The 20,017-nt window shown below is 49.1% G+C and carries 18 protein-coding genes and 1 pseudogene; 8 read left to right on the top strand and 11 right to left on the bottom strand.

Annotated features, from left to right (window positions below; all coding sequences use genetic code 11):
* Positions 1-7 precede the first annotated feature (7 nt).
* The 3 genes and pseudogenes from CTH_RS14405 to CTH_RS11550 all read left to right on the top strand — a co-directional run.
* Positions 8-676, top strand: a pseudogene (locus CTH_RS14405) (S8 family serine peptidase); the annotation flags it as partial.
* A gap of 293 nt (positions 677-969) precedes the next feature.
* Positions 970-1,734 carry a hypothetical protein gene (locus tag CTH_RS11555; RefSeq protein WP_107754012.1) on the top strand — a complete coding sequence of 255 codons (765 nt, stop codon included), beginning with the start codon at positions 970-972 and terminating at the stop codon, positions 1,732-1,734.
* A gap of 12 nt (positions 1,735-1,746) precedes the next feature.
* A complete protein-coding gene (locus CTH_RS11550) occupies positions 1,747-2,190 on the top strand; it encodes a hypothetical protein (RefSeq protein ID WP_107754010.1) in 444 nt (147 codons plus the stop codon).
* A gap of 41 nt (positions 2,191-2,231) precedes the next feature.
* On the opposite strand, the gene CTH_RS11545 is transcribed toward CTH_RS11550, so the two are convergent.
* The 7 genes from CTH_RS11545 to CTH_RS14200 form a co-directional block, all read right to left on the bottom strand.
* Positions 2,232-4,034 carry a TIGR04190 family B12-binding domain/radical SAM domain protein gene (locus CTH_RS11545; protein ID WP_107754008.1) on the bottom strand — a complete coding sequence of 601 codons (1,803 nt, stop codon included), beginning with the start codon at positions 4,032-4,034 and terminating at the stop codon, positions 2,232-2,234.
* A gap of 160 nt (positions 4,035-4,194) precedes the next feature.
* A complete protein-coding gene (locus CTH_RS11540; protein WP_107754006.1) occupies positions 4,195-4,797 on the bottom strand; it encodes a hypothetical protein in 603 nt (200 codons plus the stop codon).
* Positions 4,798-4,910: 113 nt separating this feature from the next.
* Entirely contained in the window at positions 4,911-5,609 is a 699-nt protein-coding gene (locus tag CTH_RS11535; protein ID WP_107754004.1) for a formate dehydrogenase subunit gamma, read from the bottom strand.
* Positions 5,596-6,468, bottom strand: a complete 873-nt coding sequence (locus CTH_RS11530) for a molecular chaperone DnaJ (RefSeq protein WP_107754002.1) — start codon at positions 6,466-6,468, stop codon at positions 5,596-5,598. Before CTH_RS11530 ends, CTH_RS11535 begins: the two co-directional genes overlap by 14 nt.
* Before the next feature lie 30 nt (positions 6,469-6,498).
* Positions 6,499-6,690, bottom strand: coding sequence for a hypothetical protein (locus CTH_RS11525; RefSeq protein ID WP_078664740.1), 192 nt, complete (start codon positions 6,688-6,690; stop codon positions 6,499-6,501).
* Between the two features lie 22 nt (positions 6,691-6,712).
* Positions 6,713-6,886 (bottom strand): hypothetical protein, encoded by a 174-nt coding sequence (locus tag CTH_RS14205; RefSeq protein WP_159073885.1) that lies wholly within the window; start codon positions 6,884-6,886, stop codon positions 6,713-6,715.
* Positions 6,887-7,111: 225 nt separating this feature from the next.
* Positions 7,112-7,276 (bottom strand): hypothetical protein, encoded by a 165-nt coding sequence (locus CTH_RS14200; RefSeq protein WP_159071943.1) that lies wholly within the window; start codon positions 7,274-7,276, stop codon positions 7,112-7,114.
* Positions 7,277-7,517: 241 nt separating this feature from the next.
* Here CTH_RS14200 and CTH_RS11515 point away from each other — a divergent pair, with 241 nt between their 5' ends.
* From CTH_RS11515 to fdhF, 5 genes are read left to right on the top strand one after another with little or no spacing between them, the layout of a single operon-like run.
* Positions 7,518-8,084, top strand: a complete 567-nt coding sequence (locus CTH_RS11515; RefSeq protein WP_078664739.1) for a 5-formyltetrahydrofolate cyclo-ligase — start codon at positions 7,518-7,520, stop codon at positions 8,082-8,084.
* 26 nt (positions 8,085-8,110) lie between these two features.
* Entirely contained in the window at positions 8,111-8,599 is a 489-nt protein-coding gene (gene nuoE, locus CTH_RS11510; RefSeq protein WP_079907691.1) for an NADH-quinone oxidoreductase subunit NuoE, read from the top strand.
* Between the two features lie 10 nt (positions 8,600-8,609).
* Entirely contained in the window at positions 8,610-10,412 is a 1,803-nt protein-coding gene (gene nuoF, locus CTH_RS11505; protein ID WP_107753999.1) for an NADH-quinone oxidoreductase subunit NuoF, read from the top strand.
* Between the two features lie 14 nt (positions 10,413-10,426).
* Positions 10,427-11,365, top strand: coding sequence for an NADH-quinone oxidoreductase subunit G (locus CTH_RS11500; protein ID WP_078664736.1), 939 nt, complete (start codon positions 10,427-10,429; stop codon positions 11,363-11,365).
* Positions 11,362-14,052: a formate dehydrogenase subunit alpha gene (gene fdhF, locus CTH_RS11495; RefSeq protein WP_078664735.1), complete on the top strand. Its 2,691-nt coding sequence runs from the start codon at positions 11,362-11,364 to the stop codon at positions 14,050-14,052. Before CTH_RS11500 ends, fdhF begins: the two co-directional genes overlap by 4 nt.
* 36 nt (positions 14,053-14,088) lie before the next feature.
* On the opposite strand, the gene CTH_RS11490 is transcribed toward fdhF, so the two are convergent.
* From CTH_RS11490 to CTH_RS11475, 4 genes are all read right to left on the bottom strand, one after another.
* Entirely contained in the window at positions 14,089-15,192 is a 1,104-nt protein-coding gene (locus tag CTH_RS11490; RefSeq protein ID WP_107753997.1) for a YncE family protein, read from the bottom strand.
* Positions 15,193-15,225: 33 nt separating this feature from the next.
* Positions 15,226-16,149 carry a hypothetical protein gene (locus CTH_RS11485; protein WP_107753995.1) on the bottom strand — a complete coding sequence of 308 codons (924 nt, stop codon included), beginning with the start codon at positions 16,147-16,149 and terminating at the stop codon, positions 15,226-15,228.
* Between the two features lie 212 nt (positions 16,150-16,361).
* Complete coding sequence (locus CTH_RS11480; protein ID WP_078664734.1) at positions 16,362-17,831, bottom strand: alanine/glycine:cation symporter family protein; 1,470 nt, start codon at positions 17,829-17,831, stop codon at positions 16,362-16,364.
* 146 nt (positions 17,832-17,977) lie between these two features.
* Entirely contained in the window at positions 17,978-19,960 is a 1,983-nt protein-coding gene (locus CTH_RS11475; protein WP_477021179.1) for an NAD(+) synthase, read from the bottom strand.
* Positions 19,961-20,017: the final 57 nt, after the last annotated feature.

Here is a 20,017-nt window from a genome sequence, read left to right as displayed (position 1 = left end):
TCATGGTACTCATGTAGCCGGAATCATTGCCGGAAATGGTTACAGTTCCAACGGACTTTACAAAGGAATTGCCCCGGAAGCCGGTGTAGTAGGAGTCAAGGTACTGGACCAGTACGGAAACGGAAGAGTATCGAATGTAATTGCCGGGATTCAATGGGTGATAGAAAACAAAGAGCGCTATGGTATAGATGTGCTTAATCTTTCACTAGGAGCAAAAGCTACAGAATCCTGGCAGGTTGATCCCTTGAGCCAGGCAGCTCAGAAGGCCTGGTAAGCAGGGATAATGGTAGTAGCGGCGGCAGGAAATGACGGGCCTGAGCCTGGAACCATCCGAACACCGGGGATTAATCCGAATATCATTACTGTTGGGGCTAAAGATGATCAGGGGACGTTTGACCCGGGTGATGATATCATTGCGCTCTTCAGCAGTCAGGGACCGACTATCGATGGGATAGCTAAACCTGACAGGTATGCACCGGGAGTAAATATTACGTCATTAAAGTCTGATACTGGTTATGTACCCAAAGGAAAAGGCGGTTTTACCGGTAACACAAGTCAAAAGGCAGCAGGACTCGGTAAACCAGGCAAAACCACCAGTGAACAATTATATTTTACCATGTCGGGGACTAGCATGGCAACGGCTGTGGTGAGTGGGATGTATTTGTTGTTACATTAGTTTATAAAAGTTTATTATAGGAGCAGGCAGAACGAAGCAATTTAGGACGAAGACCATGTGAAACATGGGAGGGTTGCCGCTGGAGAATATGTGGAATCTCACTGACCAGATATTGTAAAACAATAAGTGGTCTGTTTGTAGCAACCTATATTCATTCATGATTATGCACTGAAGTTATAATCAGCTAAATTATTGATTATTAGCAAATTGAAATTCTAAGTTTAAAAGAGAAAAACGGAGAAATTAAAATCTTATTTAGGGAGGTATCAAAATGAGAGCATTGAAAAAAGTTTTTGGCCATATTTACTTTGTGCACACTCCTAATATGCATTACTAGTACTGCTTTTGCTGCAAATACTAAAAAAGAGGATGAGTGGGTCGTAAGAAGAGCATTTCTTGAAGAAAATATGATCAAAATTGGAAGTCAAGGTCCAGACAAGGTGGATGAATGGCTAGCGGCTAATGGTGTTAACAAAGTACAAGATATGCATGGAGTTCAGGCAACTAGTTCTCCAGGGCAAGCTTATTTAACAAATATTGATGGATACTTTGATGGATTAGCCAAAAAATATCTAATTAAGGGTTGGTGGAAATGGAATAGTACTCCAGATGCTACAGCAGGTGCCCTTGATGGAGTATCTCTAGCGATGGCTAAAGCTGACGGGTCTTGGAGTCCTGTTACAGGTTACACCTTTGCTTCTAATCCAGCAGGTATAGCAGTTTATAGTCAAAATGGTACCTATTATCCTAATGCAGGTAACGCATCTAAGATTGATAAATCTGGGATAGTATATACTTTCAAAGATGGATGGTCTGGTACACAATATATTGGTTATCAAGGGCAAGTGTGGGCATGGTTAGATTCAAGACCTAAGGAATTACCGATTTATATTAAAATGGATTATGAACACACCTGGACTGATGCAAATTTGAGTAGTTTTGGTTTTAGTTGGACTTATCCAAATCCTCCGTCTATCAATATGACTTGGAATACCGTACCAGCTAACTGGATTATAGCCAATCAAATAACATTATATACTTGGAGAACTGTAAATTAGGAGTTGGTGTTGATGAACAAATATCTGCTACTTCTTCTAGTTTGTCTGGTTTCATTTTCGGTTCTGGGTTGCGCGACAAGTCAGCCTAAATCATTTAGTAACAATCAGCTAATTTTTTTGCTTAAGAAAGATCTTCCCGGAAACGATAATTTTAAATTAATCCAGGTTAAGGATTTCAGGAATGGGAAAATTGCCCTGTTTTCTTATGATCTATCTGACGGCCATCATGTGGATTATAGGTTATTTAAAGTAAATGGCACAGATATTAGACTTTTAGGTGGAGGCGGAGGAATTGCAAAAACATCTTTAAATGAACAGTTGTCCATAGGTGGCGGTGGCTCAATATCAAATAAAGTAAACGGTGATTTTTTAGCCATTACTGAGGAAGCGGTGAATGGGGTTAAATCCATTACCGCATTAGATAATCAATCTAAGATTATCTACAGTATCCCATAACTTTAAAAAGGAAAGAGGGGGCCAGCAACCCCCTCTTTTCTTTACCCCATTTCCAGCGGATGCTGGTCATAGTTACCCCGCAGGCGCAATCCCACTCGCTTTACTTCCTCCAGAAAAAGCATTGTCAACAGTTTACCCAGGGACCACAATCCGGCAAAACGGCGGCGCAGAGGCCATTTCAGCTCATCCTTGCCACAGATGGTATGGCGATTCAGCTCTGCTACTCTGGCTTTCAACTTTTGCAGACTAAGCTGGCGAACCTCTTCATCGGGAATGAGCAGGATACGGTCAATTTCGGCGATAATCTGCCGGGCCTGGGTAATACGATAGCGAATATCCTCATATACTTCTTCCGGAATCAGGTTATATTCCCGTTTCAGCTCATTCAACCGGTAGGCGGCCTCATAGGTAGCATCCACAATCTCGTCCCGGCTCATAGTAGTGGTTTCATAACTGAGAATATGCTTCCAGCTGGGCCGGGTTAAAGCCTGACGGTGATCCTCCAGGGTCTGGCAGTGCTTGATATACCCGTACTTTTCCGGGTTTTCAAAAGCCGGGCTGCCTGGATCGAGAAAGGGAGCCAGAGGTGCAATAAACAAGGAGAGCCGTTTATCCCCATTGAACTTCTCCAGTAGCTGCCGGCAATAGTCGATACTGGCCAGAGCGCTCTGGTAAGTCTGGCCGGGGATACCGGTCATAAAGAAGAGATCGATTTTGCGGCAGTTATATTTTAGAGCTGCCGCAATAGTAGCTTCTACTGCAGCGTTACTGCACTTGAACTTGCCGTTCAGGCGCCGCAAATGTTCCTCATGGGTCTCGATGGTCAGTTCCAGACTGAACCTGGGCACACTTTCACTAATCAGGCGGAAATATTCTTCATCGGCCGGGAAAAAGAGCTCGATAATCAACTCATTGGGGATCCTTTCTTTTTTCAACAAACCGAAAAATTCCCGGGCATAATCCATTCCGGCCTGGCGGATGTCGTGCAAGATAAAAATCGGTGCTTTGCCAAAAGACTTAATAAAGCGGATATCTTCCACCAGGGCCTTTGGTGAGCGGTAAGCCGGTTTCTGACGGCCGCAGATTCTGGCATAGGCGGAGCGGGAACCCCCGCAGATGGAACAGTTCTGGGTACAGCCCCGGGCGGTAAGCAGGGCGGTAATGGGATAGCTCAGCCAGTCCAGGTAGGGCATGGTGTTATGTAAACTACCGTATTTAAAGACTGAGCCCATCACATAGCGATAACTGGGAATGGTAGTGTAATCCAGGTTATCGGGAATCCAGGTCAGGGGGTTGACCACCGGCTGCCCGTCGGGTTTTTTCCAGGTCAGGTTGGGGATAGAGCTGAAATCCGCCTGGCCCTGGCGCAGGCTGCTGACCAGTTGCCGCATCGGCTCTTCGGTGGAATCACCCCGCAGGACAAAATCCACATAAGGATAGCTGATCAATTCCTCATGATAGTATGAAGAGGATAAGCCGCCAAAAGCCACAGGGATATCCGGATGATACTTTTTGCAGAGCTGGGCCACTTCCAGGCTGCCATGGGCATGGGGTAACCAGTGCAGGTCAATGGCGAACAACCTGGGCTTGAGGCGAGCGATCAGCTTTTCCGGGTCAAAATCCGGGTCCCGCAGCATCAGGTAGGCCAGGTTGACAATGCGCACATTGTAGCCATTTTTCTCCAGGGTTTCAGCCAGGCTGGTAATGCCCATGGGATACATTTCGAAGGCCGGCGAGGAGGGTACCACATCACTGATGGGCCCGAAGAAAATGGTATCCCGCCGGAAATCATAGACGCTCGGGGCGTGCAAAAAGACCACATCAGTGGAGAAGAGTCTTTTCATCGGTCAGGCCTCCTTTGTTAAATGCGATTACATTCACAATTATATTGGACATGATTGGCAAAATTCCTGCTCATTGGTGAGTAAAAGTTGTAACTTTCACAAATTTATCTGAAAAAATATGCCTCTGCTATACCATATGCAGAGGCCGGGGGTAGTAACACTATTTTCCCTTATTTTGCGGATGGCAAACCGAGCAGCGGTTACTGGCCATAGCGCCGTTATGACAGCCTTTGCATTCTGCCATCTGCACCCGGGAGGGTAAACGCTGGGCCAGGGGTATGAGTTTAGCTTCCGTATATTCTCCGGGGAAGCTGAGATGCCTGAGGAGTGGGCTTTTGCTGATGCCACGGTGGACGATTTTAGCGTGGCAGTCAACACAATCCACCTGCCTGGTAGTATGCAGGAAATGGGGAATGTTCAGATTGTCTGGCATGGTTAACTGGCGCCGGCTAGTGTGGCATTGACGGCAAGTCTGGTCGGGGATGAAGTTACCCTGGATTGGGGTCTGAAAAAAACCCCGCCAGTGCCGGTAGGCAAAGGTGGTAAGGGTAATGTCCCGATGACAGTTCAGACAGCCGATTTTCTGGTGGGAAGAGAGACGCCAGGTAATGACATTGGGGCTCATTTCATGGCAATTATCACAGAGGGCGGCTTCCCGGCGATTCTGACTGAAATCGATGCTGCCCTGGCTGAAAAGGACGGCGGCAGTCAGGGCCACCAGCAAAGTCAGAAGGAGGAAGATAAACAGCCTTTTCATGCTCATGAGTTCACCTCCTTCAACTCAACCCCAGTGGGATGTATTCATAGAGGAACCAGAGCAAAATGAAAAGGTAGAGGAGCATTTCCAGAATAATCAGGAGGCGATTGCGGCTATATTTAAATACTGCCATGGCGGTTCACCTCCTGGCGAATGCGTTCCAGCTCCAATGGATGTTCATGTTCCATTACCTGTTCATCCATCAGGCCACTGAACCAGAGGGTATTGCCAGGGAAGAAGTCCGGGTTGAAGTGGACATTGTAAAAGTGCCAGGTGAAGATGACCAGGACGGCCAGGACTGCTTCATCACTGTGGCCAACCCGCCAGCAATCAATGAGCCAGCGAGGGAGGAAAGAGGCCCCCCATTCGGGAAACCACATGACAAATCCGGAACCGCCGATGATAAACATCCCCCAGAAAACTGCCCAGTAGTCGAATTTTTCTTTGTAAGAATAGCGGTCAAACCTGGCCGGTTGCTCAGAAAGACCTAACTGATATTTCAGGTGGTCAGCCAGGTCGGTAAAATCCTTGAGAGTTGGCATTACAGCCCAGCCCAGCTCCCCTTTCCAGGCTTTGACGGCCATCCAGACCAGGTGGTAGATACAGGCCAGGGTCAGGATCAGTCCACCGAAGAGATGCCACTTGAACATGGTCTCAAAGCCACCGAAGAAATCGACTATGCTACGGGCCCAGGGGGCGTGGTTGAATTTGATCGAAAGGCCGGTAATGGCGCAGAGAGTAAAGCTGCTGAAGACACCGATATGTTGCAGACGCTGGTGTATATCCCAGCGCTGGTAGGCGGATTTAGTGGCTGCCATAGGAGCCACCTCCTTTAGCGGCTTTCCATTTGCGATAGAGTTCCAGTTCCATGTGAATGGTAAGCAGTACCATTACACCAATGGTCAGCCAGACAAAAAATTTGAGGGTATAGTACATGGGGGAACCGGGCCCTTCCTTTTCCAGCAGAAAATGTTCAGTGCCTTTGGCGAAATTGGGTTCGGCCCGGAAATGGCATTTGGCACAGGTTTGTGGTACATTCACCTTGTTTACCGGTGAAGCCGGGTCTTTGGGACCAAGGATGTTGTGACTGCCATGGCAGCCACTGCAGGTAGCGGCTCTGGTACCTCCTAAATCCACAGCTTTGCCATGAAAGCTCTCGGTATAGCTTTCCTTGATCCTGCCGTTATGGCAACCGGAAGCAGTGCAGGAAGCAGTCTGATTGCGACCAGAGGTATGAGCCAGGGGGTCTTCTTTCTTGCGGATATCGTGTTTGCCGTGGCAATCCTGACAGAGGGCGGTGGGCTTACCCTGCCGGCGGGCCAGCCCATGGGCACTTTGGTCATAGACTCTGGTAATATAATCATGGCAACGCCGGCAATTGCTTTCTACCAGCCGCCTCAGTTCAGCACCGGTTTTGGCACCAACGTGGGGGTAGTCGGTGATATCGGTGTGGCAGGTGGTGCAGCGATTGGTGCCGTGAATAGAGGAGAAGTATTTGCTCTCATCTACATAGAGACTGATTTTTTGGCCATTGCTTCGTGTATGCAAGCCCTGGGCCCCATGACAGCGCAGACAGCCTTCATTGAACTTGCGGGCGGCAGCCAGGTCGGTATCAGCCAGGGCCCAGCCGGGCCAGGTCAAAAGCAGCAAGAGAAGAAAGAGAAGGGACTTTTTCACGGGCATCACCCCTTTCCGGATGAGGAGAATTTAGACGCCGGGCCAGACGATGAAGATGCTTAAAGCGAAGGTCAGAAAGGAGATGAGGGCACCCAGCAGCAAGAAGGTCAGGCCTTTACTGACGGGATGCTTCAGCTTGAGTCCATAAAAGGCCACCCAGGCGCCCAGGGAAAAACCAAAAGCCAGAATCAGGACCAGGCCAAGGATAAACAGAACTTTCATAGAGCATACCTCCTTTGCAACCTCACGGGTCATTGGAACCGATAACCTGCCAGGGACTGCCGCCAGTAGAAAGAATCAAATAGCGTTTGCAGTGGCGGCACTTGATGTAGAGTTTGTATCTCTTTTTCTGGGCCACGATTTTGCCACATTTGCAGTAGACGTTTTCCAGTTGCCCCTGTTGCCTTTCCCGTTCCATGTTCCCCCTCCCTTGCTGTTTGATCAAAACCAAAGGCCGGCCCTGTACGGTAAAGTTCCGTACAGGCCGGCCTCCGGACTCCAGGGTCTCCGGGCTCTGGCTGAAAGCCTTTGTCCTCCGGTGAGCACTAAAAAATGCTCGCATTTTCTTTTAGTCCACCGTAAAGAAAATGCCAGCATTAGTAGTCTAATGCTGGCCTCTGGACTTAACGTCTCTGGACTCTCTTCAATATTCTTTTTTAAATTCGCGCCAGAAGATACGGGGCTTGGTCTGACTGGCCTGATTAAATCTGATGATTAAAAACCGCTTGCAATGACGGCATTTAATGATGATCATATTATCCTGGTACTGACAGATGAGCTTGCCGCAGGAGCAGCGGATATCTTCCATTTAGCTCACCTTCTTCACTATTAATTTATGCACGATTCCCCCCGATAGTACTTTTTGGGCTAAATTTTCTCTGTGCGTACTTGCGACCACTTTCACCAACCTCATCTTCCCTCCCCCTTTTTCACCTCCTGGTAAATAATATGCGCAAGTGGTATAATAGTTGCAAATTTTTTATTGTATCCCAAAAAAGACGGGTATATAATAAAAAGAGTAAGAAAATTCACAAAAAGGTGGTCAGGGGATGAAAAAGGAACTACGCCGGCAGGTCCTGGCTGCCCGCCAGAACCTCACGCCGGAGGAGGTAGGGGAGAAAAGCCGGCAGATTATCGCTGCCCTGCTGGACTTGCCGGAAATCAAGGCTGCTGAGACGGTAATGGCCTATATGGATTTCCGCCAGGAAGTGGAGACCGGGCCCTTGTTGCAGGAGTTGCTGCGGCTGGGAAAACGAGTAGTATTGCCGGTGACGGATGTCGAGAATAAAGTCCTTTTGTTGTATCAAATCCAGGATCTGGAGCGGGATATTGAGCCAGGGGTTTGGGGGATCCGGCAGCCGAAGACCATTTTACCCCGTCTGGTACCGACTGAATTGGATGTGGTAATTGTCCCGGGAGTTGCCTTTGATTATCGGGGCTACCGGCTGGGTTATGGTGGCGGTTTTTATGACCGGTTTTTGCCTCAAACCAGGCCGGATTGCCGCTGGCTGGCTCCCATCTTTGAGTTACAACTGGTGCCTGATGTCCATCCCGAAGCCCATGATTGCCGGATGCACCGGCTGGTGACTGAGGAGAGGACTTTAAATTTCATCTGAAACCATGGAGGAGGGGGAAATAAGGGATGACGTGTTGTCAATGCGGGCAAACGCCCAGGGATCCCAAACAGGAACAGTTAGAACAGGTACTGGCCCATTATGCTGGCCAGAAGGGGGCACTGATTCCGGTGCTGCAGGAAGCCCAGGAAATCTATGGCTACCTGCCGCCGGAAGTATTGCGGCGCATTTCGGAAGCGCTGAATATTCCCTTTGCCAAAGTTTATGGTGTGGTCACATTCTATGCCCAGTTTCATCTGAAGCCCCGGGGCCGCAATATTATTCGGGTCTGTCTGGGGACGGCCTGTCACGTGCGGGGTGGGGCCAAGATTTTTGAAACCATCCAGAATGAACTCAATATTAAGGATGGGGAGACCACCGAAGATTTGCGCTTTACTTTAGAATCAGTAGCCTGTATCGGAGCCTGTGGGCTGGCACCGGTGATCATGGTCAACGATGATACCCATGGTCGCCTGACACCGGACAAGGTCAAGGAAATCCTGGCCCAGTATGAATAAGAGGGGGGAAATGAGGGTGGCACAGTTGCAAAAAGTAGAGAGAATTTTAATCTGTGGCGGTACCGGCTGTATGTCTTCCGGTTCGGTCAAGGTTATGGATGCCCTGAAGGCAGAACTGGCAGCCCGGCAACTGGGACAAATTGAAGTGGTTATGACCGGTTGTCATGGTTTTTGTGAGCAGGGGCCGCTGGTGATCATGGAACCCCAGGGGGTGTTCTACCGCCGGGTACAGGTGGAGGATATTTCTGAATTAGTGCAATCTCACATCATTGAAGGAAATATCCTGGAACGCCTGCTTTATCAGGATCCTGGCAATCAGCAAAGAGCGATTACCTATCGGGATGTGCCCTTTTATGCCAAACAGCAGCGGGAAGTTCTACATAATTGCGGCCATATCGATCCGGAAAACATTCAGGAATATATTGCTGCCGGCGGCTACCAGGCTCTGGAAAAAGTGTTGCGGGAGTATACACCCCAGCAGGTAATCGAGGATGTGAAAAAATCCGGCCTGCGGGGCCGGGGGGGTGGCGGCTTCCCCACCGGTTTGAAATGGGAATTTACCAGCAAAGCGCCCGGTGAGAAAAAATATGTTGTCTGTAATGCCGATGAAGGGGACCCGGGGGCATTCATGGACCGTTCCGTTCTGGAAGGGGATCCCCATGCTGTTCTGGAAGGGATGTTGATTTGCGGCTATGCCATTGGGGCCGATGAAGGCTATATCTATGTGCGGGCCGAATATCCGCTGGCTATCAAGCGGCTGAAAGTAGCCATCGCCCAGGCGGAAGCGGCCGGTTATCTGGGTGACAATATCCTGGGCAGCAATTTTAGTTTCCGCATTAAAATCAAGGCTGGTGCCGGTGCTTTTGTCTGTGGTGAGGAAACGGCCCTGCTCAACTCTATTGAAGGGGAACGGGGTATGCCCCGGCCCAGACCGCCATTCCCGGCTGTCAAAGGGCTATGGGGTAAGCCGACTAATATTAACAACGTGGAGACTTTTGCCAATGTGCCTCTCATCTTCCGCAAAGGGGCAGACTGGTATGCTGCTATCGGGACAGAGAAAAGTAAGGGTACCAAAGTCTTCGCTATGACCGGTAAAGTGAACAATACCGGTCTGGTGGAAGTGCCCATGGGTATTACCATGCGGCAGATCATCTTTGATATCGGCGGTGGTATCCGGGATGGCAAGAAATTCAAGGCCGTTCAGATCGGCGGTCCTTCCGGTGGCTGTCTGCCTGAATCTCTGCTGGACTTGCCTATTGATTATGATTCCCTGATCGCAGCTGGAGCGATGATGGGTTCCGGCGGTCTGGTGGTAATGGATGAAACTACCTGTATGGTGGACCTGGCACGCTTTTTCCTCAATTTCACCCAGAAGGAGTCCTGCGGCAAGTGTACCCCCTGCCGGGAAGGGACCAAGCGCATGCTGGAGATTCTGCAGCGGATTTGTGCCGGGGAAGGCCGGGAAGGGGATATCGAAACTCTGGAACGGCTGGCCAGGGTGATTAAGTCCACTTCCCTTTGCGGCCTGGGACAGACGGCTCCCAACCCGGTACTGTCCACTCTGCGCTATTTCAGGGATGAATACGAAGCCCATATCCGGGAAAAACGCTGCCCGGCCGGAGTCTGCAGCAATCTGCTCACCTACTATATCGATGCCGAAAAATGTATAGGTTGCGGGTTGTGTAAAAAGAACTGTCCGGTGGGGGCTATCAGCGGCAATACCAAGGAAGCCCATGTTATCGATCCCGCCAAGTGTATCAAGTGCGGTGTCTGCATGAGCAAATGTAAATTCGGCGCTGTCGGGCGCAAGTAGGAGGTGGGCCGTCGGTGAATAAAGTGACTTTGACTATCAATGGTCAAAAAGTGACGGTTCCCGCCGAATATACGGTTCTGGAGGCAGCCCGGGAGCTGGGCATCAACATTCCCACCCTCTGTTACGATCCCCGCCTCTCCAAACCCGGGGCCTGCCGGCTCTGTGTGGTGGAGGTGAAAGGGGCCCGCAATCTACCGGCTTCCTGTGTCACGCCGGTGGCAGAGGGAATGGAAGTGGAAACCCATTCCCCGGCGGTAATGGAGGCCCGGAAAACCATCCTGGAGTTATTGCTGGCCAACCACCCCAATGATTGCCTCACCTGTGAGGCCAGCGGAGCCTGTTTGCTCCAGCAGTATGCCTATGAATACGGAGTACGGGACCCAGGTTTTGGCGGCGAACGCCATGCCTATCCCCTGGATGATAGCAACCCTTACATCCAGCGGGATTTGAATAAATGCATTCTCTGTGGCAAATGTGTCCGCATCTGTGCCGAGATCCGCGGTCAGCATGCAATTCACTTTGCCTACCGGGGCTTTAGTACCAAAATCGCCCCGGCCCTGGATACTGATCTGGCTTTCTCCAACTGCATCTACTGCAATAACTGCGTTTCCGTCTGTCCGGTAGGGGCCCTGGTGGATAAGCGCACTGCTGGTCTGGGCCGTACCTGGGAACTGGAGCGGGAGGAAAAAACCTGTACTTTCTGTGAAGCGGGTTGTCAGTTCTTCCTGCTCAAAAAGCAGGGGCAGGTGGTTGGTGTTGCTGCCGGGCAGGCAGCACCGGGACGCCCCCTGTGCCTGAAAGGGCGCCTGGGCATGGATTTGCGCTACAATCCCAAGGCGCAGCCGCCTTACTTGCGCAATGAAGATGGCAGTTTCCGCCTGGCACCCTGGGCAGAGGCTCTGGGCCTGACCGAAATCCTGGCTAACCTCCAGAAAGAGGGGGGAGAGAGATGAGCACTGTTACTTTGACTATAGACGGCCGGCAGGTGACTGTACCCAAAGGCACTACCGTGCTGGAAGCAGCCCAGGCTGCCGGTCTAGACATTCCTACCTTTTGCCATGATCCGGAATTAACCCGGCCCGGCGCTTGCCGCATATGTGTGGTGGAAATCGAGGGTATGCGCAATCTGCCTGCCTCCTGTGTTACTGAAGCGACTGATGGGATGGTGGTCCATACCGAAAGCCAGCAGGTGCGGGAAGCCCGGCAAACCATCCTGGAATTGCTGCTGGCCAACCACCCGGAAGATTGCATGACCTGTCATAAAACCGGCAACTGCAAGCTGGCGGAATATGCTTACCGCTATGGTGTACGCCAGCCCTCCTTCCAGGGGGAAAGGCATGATTTTCCCATTGATGAGAGCAGCCCCGTTATCCTGCGGGATAATAACAAATGCATCCTCTGCGGCAAATGTGTGCGGGTTTGTGCAGAAATCCAGGGGCGGAGTGTCCTGGATTTCGCCTACCGGGGTTTCAATACCAAAATCACCCCGGCTCTGGATACCGGCATGGGCGAGTCCGTCTGTATCGGCTGCGGCAGCTGTGTCGCTGTCTGTCCGGTAGGGGCGCTGGTGGAAAAGCAGATGGTAGGCCAGGGCCGGCCCTGGGAGATGAAAAAGGTTCGCACCATCTGCCCCTATTGTGGCACCGGCTGTACCATTCAGCTGAATGTCAGGGATGGCAAGGTAGTTGGGGTTACTACAGATGAAAGCGGGGAAGTCAATGGCAAACACCTCTGCATCAAAGGCCGCTTTGGCTATGATTTCATCCATAGCCCGGAGCGTTTGACCACTCCTCTGATTCGCAAAAACGGTGAACTGGTACCGGCCAGCTGGGATGAGGCTCTGGACCTGGTCACCAGTAAACTGAAGGAAATCAAGGAGCGGGACGGCGGGCAAGCATTGGCTTTTCTGGCTTCGGCTCGCTGCACCAATGAGGAAAATTATCTTCTCAACAAACTGGCCCGGGCTGCCTTTGGCACCAATAATATCGATCATTGCGCCCGCCTTTGACACTCCTCTACTGTCGCCGGTCTGGCGATGGCATTTGGCAGCGGGGCAATGACCAACTCCATTGGTGAAATCAAGGACTGTGAAGTTTTACTGGTAATCGGTTCTAATACCACTGAAGCCCATCCCATCATCGGGGTGGAAATGCAAAAAGCAGTCCGCCGGGGAGCCACTCTCTTTGTGGTCGACCCGCGGCGCACGGAAATTGCTGCTCTGGCTAAAGAGCATCTGCAAATTAAACCAGGGGCCAATATCCCGCTTCTCAACGCCCTGGCCTACACTATCATTGAGGAAGGCCTCTGGAATAAGGAATTTGTTAAGGAGCGGACAGAAGGCTTTGAGGAATGGGCAGCCAGCCTGACCAACTTCAAACCGGAACTGGTGGAAAACTATGTCGGGGTGCCGGCAGAGACCATTAGGCAGGTGGCGCGGGCCTATGCCCGGGCGGAAAAAGCCGCTATTTTCTATACTATGGGCGTGACCCAGCATACTTCCGGAACTGCCAATGTCCTGGCGATTGCTAACCTGGCTCTGCTCTGTGGCCATCTGGGCAAACCCAGCTCCGGGGTCAATCCCTTACGGGGTCAGAACAACGTCCAGGGAGCCTGCGATATGGGCGGCTTACCCAATGTCCTGCCCGGCTACCAGAGTGTAACAGATGAACAGGTCCGCCTCAAATTCCAGCAAGCCTGGGAAGTGGATTATCTGCCTGCCACCCCTGGTTTGACGGTGGGAGAAATGCTGGAAGCTGCTCATGCCGGGTCCATCAAAGGCATGTTCATTCTGGGTGAGAACCCCATGTTAAGCGACCCGGATATCAAGCATGTGGAAGAAGCTCTCAAGCACCTGGAATTCCTGGTGGTCCAGGATATCTTCCTGACGGAAACAGCCCGTCTGGCCCATGTAGTGCTGCCGGGCGCCAGCTTTGCTGAAAAGGATGGCACCTTTACCAATAGCGAGCGGCGGGTGCAGCGGGTGCGGAAAGCCATTGAGCCCATTGGAGGGGCCCGGGCTGACTGGCAGGTGCTGGCGGAAATCGGCCGCCGCCTGGGGCTGAAAATGGACTACAGCCATCCGGCAGAGGTCATGGCTGAAATCGCCAGGGTTACACCTTCTTATGGTGGCATCAGCTACGAGCGGCTGGAACAGGGTGGCTTGCAGTGGCCCTGCCCCAGCCCTGACCACCCCGGTACGCCGATTCTGCATGTGGGCAAATTCAGCCGGGGGCTGGGCAAGTTCCATGCCGTGGATTTTACACCACCGGCAGAGCTGCCTGATGAGGAATATCCCCTGGTACTCAATACCGGGCGGCGCCGTACCCACTACCATACTGGTACCATGACCAGGCGTTCCCGGGGCCTGGCGGAATTTATGCCTGCTGATTATCTGGAGATTCATCCTCAGGATGCTTGCCGTCTGGGCATTGTTGATGGGGACCTGGTGAAGGTGGTGTCGCGCCGGGGGGCCATCACCATCAAGGCCAAAGTGACGGAGATGGTACGGCCTGGCACAGTCTTTACTTCTTTCCATTTTGCCGAAAGTGCAGCTAACCTGCTGACCAATACCGCTCGTGATCCCATTGCCAAAATTCCGGAATTGAAAGTAGCGGCGGTTCGCGTGGAGAAAATAGGGTAAAGGTAAGCCCCTCTGCCTGGAGCAGAGGGGCTTGCTCTAATATATTATTATTTTCGAGGGATGGACATCCTCTCCTAGCATTATGTTACCGATGATTTGGTTTGTTTTTAAATCTACTACAGAAATCTTGCCAGTATTGTAATTGCTGACAAATAGATAATTATCTCGAATAGCCATATATGTAGGACCGCTAAATCCTTTAATGCGAGAGATAACTTTATCTGTATTTGTATCAAAAATAGTTATTGAATCACCCAGTTCTCCACCGTTATTATGGGTTATGTAGGCAATACCATTTTTGTTTATAAGAATTTGATTGCAGTAAGGCAAATCCAACTTAATTTCTTTTATCAATTTCCCATCAGTATTAAAGATGCTGATTTTAGGTTCATTACAGCCCTCATACTTCAGATTATTTAAGCTACTAACCAGATAAATTTTTCCATTAGGTGCTATTTTTAAATCAGTAGGGCAAAAGTCTAAACCATTAGGGGTTAATATTTTTAGTTCTTGTGTATTTCTGTCAATTGTAGCAATATAATTGTTTGGCACATCGTTATAACCCAAACCTGCTGCAGTAGCAATAACGTAAATAAAATTGCCGCTAATATCATACCCGTCAATCGAACCTTTGAGATAAAAGGGCTTAACCACTTTGTCTTGTTCAGTATTAATAATTTTAAACGGAGTTCCTGAAGGATTGTATGGTGCAGGTTGTAATATAAATCTAACATAGGCTAGTTTTTTTTCAGGATCAACTATCAAATCATGCGCACCATACTTATCCTTGATATTAATTGTTTTAATAATTTGACCAAGATTATTAAGCACTACAATCCTGCCAGGCACAATTTCTCCCTTATGACTGTAATTAGGGCAATAAAATTTCTTTTCTTGCACCTGATAGATATCACTGGCAAGCAGTCCTTGTTTTCTAAGATTAATTAATTTAACTTTATAATTAATTTGTTGCTTATCTAGATTAAATACTTCTACATAATGGACATTTCCCATGTCATAAGCGTATAAACGGAACTCTGGTTGTGAGTTTGTTGTCGATGTCTGATTATCATTAGCACATCCACCATTTAAAAGGGTCATTAATGTTATAAATATAACTAAGATTGCTCTCACTAACATAAATATTTCTCCTTTTTTCTATATTTAAAGGAATCAGGAAATCAAGGTAAGCGGAATAGCTTGCCCCTTGATTTCCTGAAGGAAAGTTAATATGACTTTTGAAAAATAGAATAATACACTAACATCATTATCGTTAAGAATGTCAACTGGTAGACACCAATAACCGCCATCAGCATCAATATCTTTTTTAGTTCCATAGTAATATCCGTACCATGGAACTTTAGAACAATACCATTTATCTGTACTTGTTTTCGGAGCGTACCAATAATATGGTTTGCCAAGGTAAGGAGTAACTCTATCAACGGCAGCAATTGCTTGATAGTCAGTTAAGTAGTTAACTTCGCATACAAAAGCTTCATCGTATTTATTTCTATAATCGTTTGTAGTTTCATAAATTACTCCTAATTTTGGTTGTGCAGAAATGTAACAACCGGAATTATAATCTTTATACAATCTTTTATCCATCATCCCGGCATGTTGAATAGGACCTTGTATGTGTACTCCCGGATTATTTACTAAAACTATGTCACCTGTTAAAAGATAATCTGGGTCCAAACCGTTTTTGCCATCTCCATTTCCACCACCCATAGGAATAGAGCTATTTTGGTAAATATTATTACTGTCAAGAATATCTTTGACATTAAAACTATTATTATAACCATTTTTTTTATTATATTTATCTATTCTCATTATGAAGCTTTTAAACTTTTGTGGAAAATCTGGTTGGTCCGGTGTTACTGATTGATTATAGATTTCGCTATATCGGACCTCTTTATCTAGTTCAGCAAATCTTTTTTGAAAAGGGGTTTTATCTATCCCGCCGGTTTTAAGGGCTTGTTCACGTGCATTAGAGATATTATCAAATGAATCTTGAGCGATAGCCGATGTAACAGAAAGCATAAAAATTAGTATTGAATAAAAAGATGATTTTATTAGTTTTTTAAAAATATTTTTCATTTAAAATCACCTCTCCCTATCAAATGGATAGAGGGGCGCCCCACGAGTATTATTATAATTTAAAAAAAAAAAATCAACCAACATTTTCCATGAAATTACGCCAAATTTTTAGTATCATTTGTCGAAAAATAGAATTTAGTTCACCTTATCGGCTTAGTAGATATGCCGGGAAAATACAAGCCCCTCTGTCCTGGAGCAGAGGGGCTTGCTTACTACTTGGCAGCCATTGTGCCTTTGTTTTGACCCTGTTGCCGCTGTTTATAGGTGAGCCAGAAATCGGCATTCTTGATGCCCAGTTTGACCGGATCGAAAACCGGATCCAGGCCCAGAGCTTTTTGCTCTTCATAATCCTTCAATGCCAGCAGTGCCGGTTTTTGCAGGATCAGGATGGCGATGACATTCAACCAGGCCATGATACCTACGCCCAGATCACCCAGGCCCCAGGCTACGGTAGCGGTCTTGACCGCACCGTAATAAGTGGAGCCCAGCAGGGCGAAACGCAGCAAGTTTATAGCGATTTTGCTATTGTTTTTAAACAGATAGGCGATATTGGTCTCAGCGATATAGTAGTACGCCATCAAGGTGGTGAAAGCAAAGAAGAACAGGGCAACTGCTACGAAACCTGCACCAATGGAGGGGAAGAGGGTTTCCACAGCTTTCTGGGTATAAGCAGGACCGATATCCACTCCGGGCAGATTTTCGACAATAAAGCCGCCGGCAGGATTGATGACATTGTATTTACCGGTAATCAAGATCATAAAAGCAGTAGCAGAACAGACCAGTAAAGTATCCACATATACGGAGAAGGCCTGAACAAAGCCCTGTTTGGCCGGGTGGGAAACTTCAGCAGCAGCGGCTGCCTGGGGACCAGTACCCTGACCGGCTTCGTTGGAGTAGATACCCCGTTTTACCCCCCAGGAAACAGCCAAACCCAGGATACCGCCAAACATGGGATCCAGTCCGAAGGCATTTTTGAAAATCAGCGCAAAAACATGGGGAACTTCAGTGATATTAACAACCATAAATATGAGTGCCATTAATATATATCCGATTGCCATAAAAGGAACAATCAATTCAGCGGCACGGCTGATACGTTTGACTCCACCGAAGATAATCAGGCCCAGCAATGCCACTACACCAGCACCGGTAATGGCCGGGCTGACGCCAAAAGCGTTCTGGATACTGGCAGCAATACTGTTGGACTGGACACCGGGCAACAGGAAGCCCATAGCCAGCACGGTAGCTACCGCAAAGGTGACAGCATACCATTTCATACCCAGTCCTTTTTCGATGTAGTAGGCAGGACCGCCCCGGTATTGGCCATCTTTCTCTACTTTATAAATCTGGGCCAGAGCTGATTCCACGAAAGCCGAGCCGGCACCCAGGAAGGCGATGGCCCACATCCAGAAAACTGCACCAGGCCCACCATAAGCGATGGCGGTAGCAACCCCGGCGATATTGCCGGTACCAACCCGGCCAGAAACGGAGAGAGCAAAGGCCTGGAAAGAAGATACCCCTTGTTCGGAGCTGCCACCACCAAGGAGCAATTTCACCATGTCCTTGATGTGACGGACCTGGAAGAAGCGCATGCGCAGGGAGAAATAGATGCCTGCTCCCAGGCAGAGGTAGATGAGGGCTTTGCTCCAGACATAGCTGTTGAGCAAGTCGACTAGTTGTGCCATAAAAAGCCTCCTTTTTTGATATGTATTGTGCAACAACCATGGACATAGCAACATAATTTTCGGAAAAATTCAATAACTTGTTTCCGGGAATACACCATACACGGACAATTATTAAGATAAAAAATAAAAAGGCCTTTAATGGCCTTTTAAAAATTTTCCAGTTCCTTCAACCATAAGTTAACCTGGGCGTCACTGGGCATACGCCAGTCGGCCCGGGGGGAGAGGGAGACCGAACCCACCTTGGGTCCATCAGGCAAACAAGAGCGCTTAAATTGCTGACTGAAAAAACGGCGATAAAAGACTTTTAGCCACTTGCGGATTTCATCTCCAGCATACCTACCAGTAAAAGCCTGATCAGCCAGGAAAGCGATTTTCCGTGGCGGCAGATTAAAACGAACTAGATAGTAAAGGAAAAAATCATGGAGTTCATAGGGTCCGACGATGTCTTCTGTTTTTTGCTGGATATTGCCACTGGCATCAGGAGGCAGTAGCTCCGGACTGATGGGAGTGGCCAGAATGCGATGTAAACAGGCGGCGGTGGCGGGGTCGGCAGCATGTTCGGCCACCCATTCCACCAGGTATTTGACCAGGGTCTTGGGCACCCCGGCATTGACAGCATAATGACTCATATGGTCCCCGTTATAGGTAGCCCAGCCCAGAGCCAGTTCTGACAAATCCCCTGTCCCGACTACCAGCCCTCCGTGCTGATTAGCTAAATCCATCAGGATCTGAGTGCGTTCGCGCGCCTGAACATTTTCATAGGTAATATCATGCCGGGCTGGATCGTGCCCGATATCCTGAAAGTGCTGTAAACAAGCGGGTTTAATATCGATTTCCTTACAGGTTACCGCCAGAGCCTGCATTAGCTGCAGGGCATTGGTATAGGTAATATCGGTAGTGCCAAAACCGGGCATAGTGACCGCCAGGACTTGTTCGCGGGGATAACCCAGCAAATCAAAGGCCTGGCAGGTAACCAGCAGAGCCAGGGTGGAATCAAGGCCACCGGAGATACCAAGGACAGCGGTTTTGGCGCCGGTATGCTCCAGGCGCTTGGCCAAACCAGCCACTTGAATTTGGAAAATCTCCTGACAGCGCCGGTCCCTGGCGCCGCTATCCTGGGGAATGAAGGGATGAGGAGAGATATGGCGCCGTAAGGGTTGACTGGTATAATCATAATCCCGGTAATACTGAATTTCTACCTGGCGGGCTGGTACCGGCGGAGTCACCAGTTGACAGCTGTCAGCAAAGGTTTTATTGGCCAGCCGCTCCAGATTCAGGCGTTCCACATCGATTTCTGACCACAGTAACAGGTTTTCCCGCTGGAAGCGGGGAGAGGAGGTCAGGATTACACCATTTTCCGCGAGCAGACAATCACCGCCGAAAACAGTGTCAGTGGTGGACTCGTGTACGCCGGCAGAAACGTAGAGATAACCGGCCAGGCAGCGGGCACTTTGCTGCTGGATGAGTTCCCGGCGATAATCGGCTTTGGCTACCAGTTCATTGCTGGCTGAGAGATTGATGAGTAAATTGGCCCCCTGAACGGCCAGAAATGAACTGGGTGGGATAACGGCCCAGAGGTCTTCGCAAATTTCCACACCCAGAGTATAGCCTAGCTGGGGAGAGTGAAATAAAAGCTGTCCAAAAGGAACAGGGTATCCTGGCGTTAGTTCTACATTGGACAGTTCCCGAATTAACTCCTGACCGGAAGAAAACCAGCGTTTCTCATAAAATTCCTTCTGATTGGCCAGATAGATCTTGGGGACAATCCCCAGGATCTCACCCCGTTGCAGGACAGCGGCACAATTGAACAGGCGGTGCTTGATGACTAGAGGCAAACCAACTACAACCACTACCTCGTTGGTCCTGGTAGCCTGGGCCAGAGCCAAGAGGGCTTGTCTGGCTTTATCCTGCAACAGGCCCTGCAGGAAAAGATCGCCACAGGTATAACCGGTAAGACACAGCTCCGGGAAAGCCAGCACGGCCAGGTTATTCTGATCGGCCGCCTGGATTAACTGAATTATTTGCTGCAGGTTATAATCGATGTCAGCCACTTTCAAACGGGGCACAGCTGCCCCGACTCGGACAAAGCCAAAGGTATGCATTTCAACCATCCTTTTTACCAAAATCACAATTCAATTTTACTCTTTTTTTTAGTGGCTGACAAATGTAAAAGAAATGACTGCCTG

Source organism: Carboxydocella thermautotrophica, from assembly GCA_003054495.1.
GTDB lineage: Bacteria > Bacillota.
Note: the sequence above shows the minus strand (reverse complement) of the source record. Positions and strands in the feature narration are given on the sequence as shown.

Bases quoted from the DNA above. Each gene is read 5' to 3' on its own strand.
- CTH_RS11550 (WP_107754010.1), top strand. From the start codon at position 1,747: ATGAACAAATATCTGCTACTTCTTCTAGTTTGTCTGGTTTCATTTTCG.
- CTH_RS11545 (WP_107754008.1), bottom strand. From the start codon at position 4,034: ATGAAAAGACTCTTCTCCACTGATGTGGTCTTTTTGCACGCCCCGAGC.
- CTH_RS11540 (WP_107754006.1), bottom strand. From the start codon at position 4,797: ATGAGCATGAAAAGGCTGTTTATCTTCCTCCTTCTGACTTTGCTGGTG.
- CTH_RS11535 (WP_107754004.1), bottom strand. From the start codon at position 5,609: ATGGCAGCCACTAAATCCGCCTACCAGCGCTGGGATATACACCAGCGT.
- CTH_RS11525 (WP_078664740.1), bottom strand. From the start codon at position 6,690: ATGAAAGTTCTGTTTATCCTTGGCCTGGTCCTGATTCTGGCTTTTGGT.
- CTH_RS14205 (WP_159073885.1), bottom strand. From the start codon at position 6,886: ATGGAACGGGAAAGGCAACAGGGGCAACTGGAAAACGTCTACTGCAAA.
- CTH_RS14200 (WP_159071943.1), bottom strand. From the start codon at position 7,276: ATGGAAGATATCCGCTGCTCCTGCGGCAAGCTCATCTGTCAGTACCAG.
- CTH_RS11515 (WP_078664739.1), top strand. From the start codon at position 7,518: ATGAAAAAGGAACTACGCCGGCAGGTCCTGGCTGCCCGCCAGAACCTC.
- nuoE (WP_079907691.1), top strand. From the start codon at position 8,111: ATGACGTGTTGTCAATGCGGGCAAACGCCCAGGGATCCCAAACAGGAA.
- nuoF (WP_107753999.1), top strand. From the start codon at position 8,610: ATGAGGGTGGCACAGTTGCAAAAAGTAGAGAGAATTTTAATCTGTGGC.
- CTH_RS11490 (WP_107753997.1), bottom strand. From the start codon at position 15,192: ATGTTAGTGAGAGCAATCTTAGTTATATTTATAACATTAATGACCCTT.
- CTH_RS11485 (WP_107753995.1), bottom strand. From the start codon at position 16,149: ATGAAAAATATTTTTAAAAAACTAATAAAATCATCTTTTTATTCAATA.
- CTH_RS11480 (WP_078664734.1), bottom strand. From the start codon at position 17,831: ATGGCACAACTAGTCGACTTGCTCAACAGCTATGTCTGGAGCAAAGCC.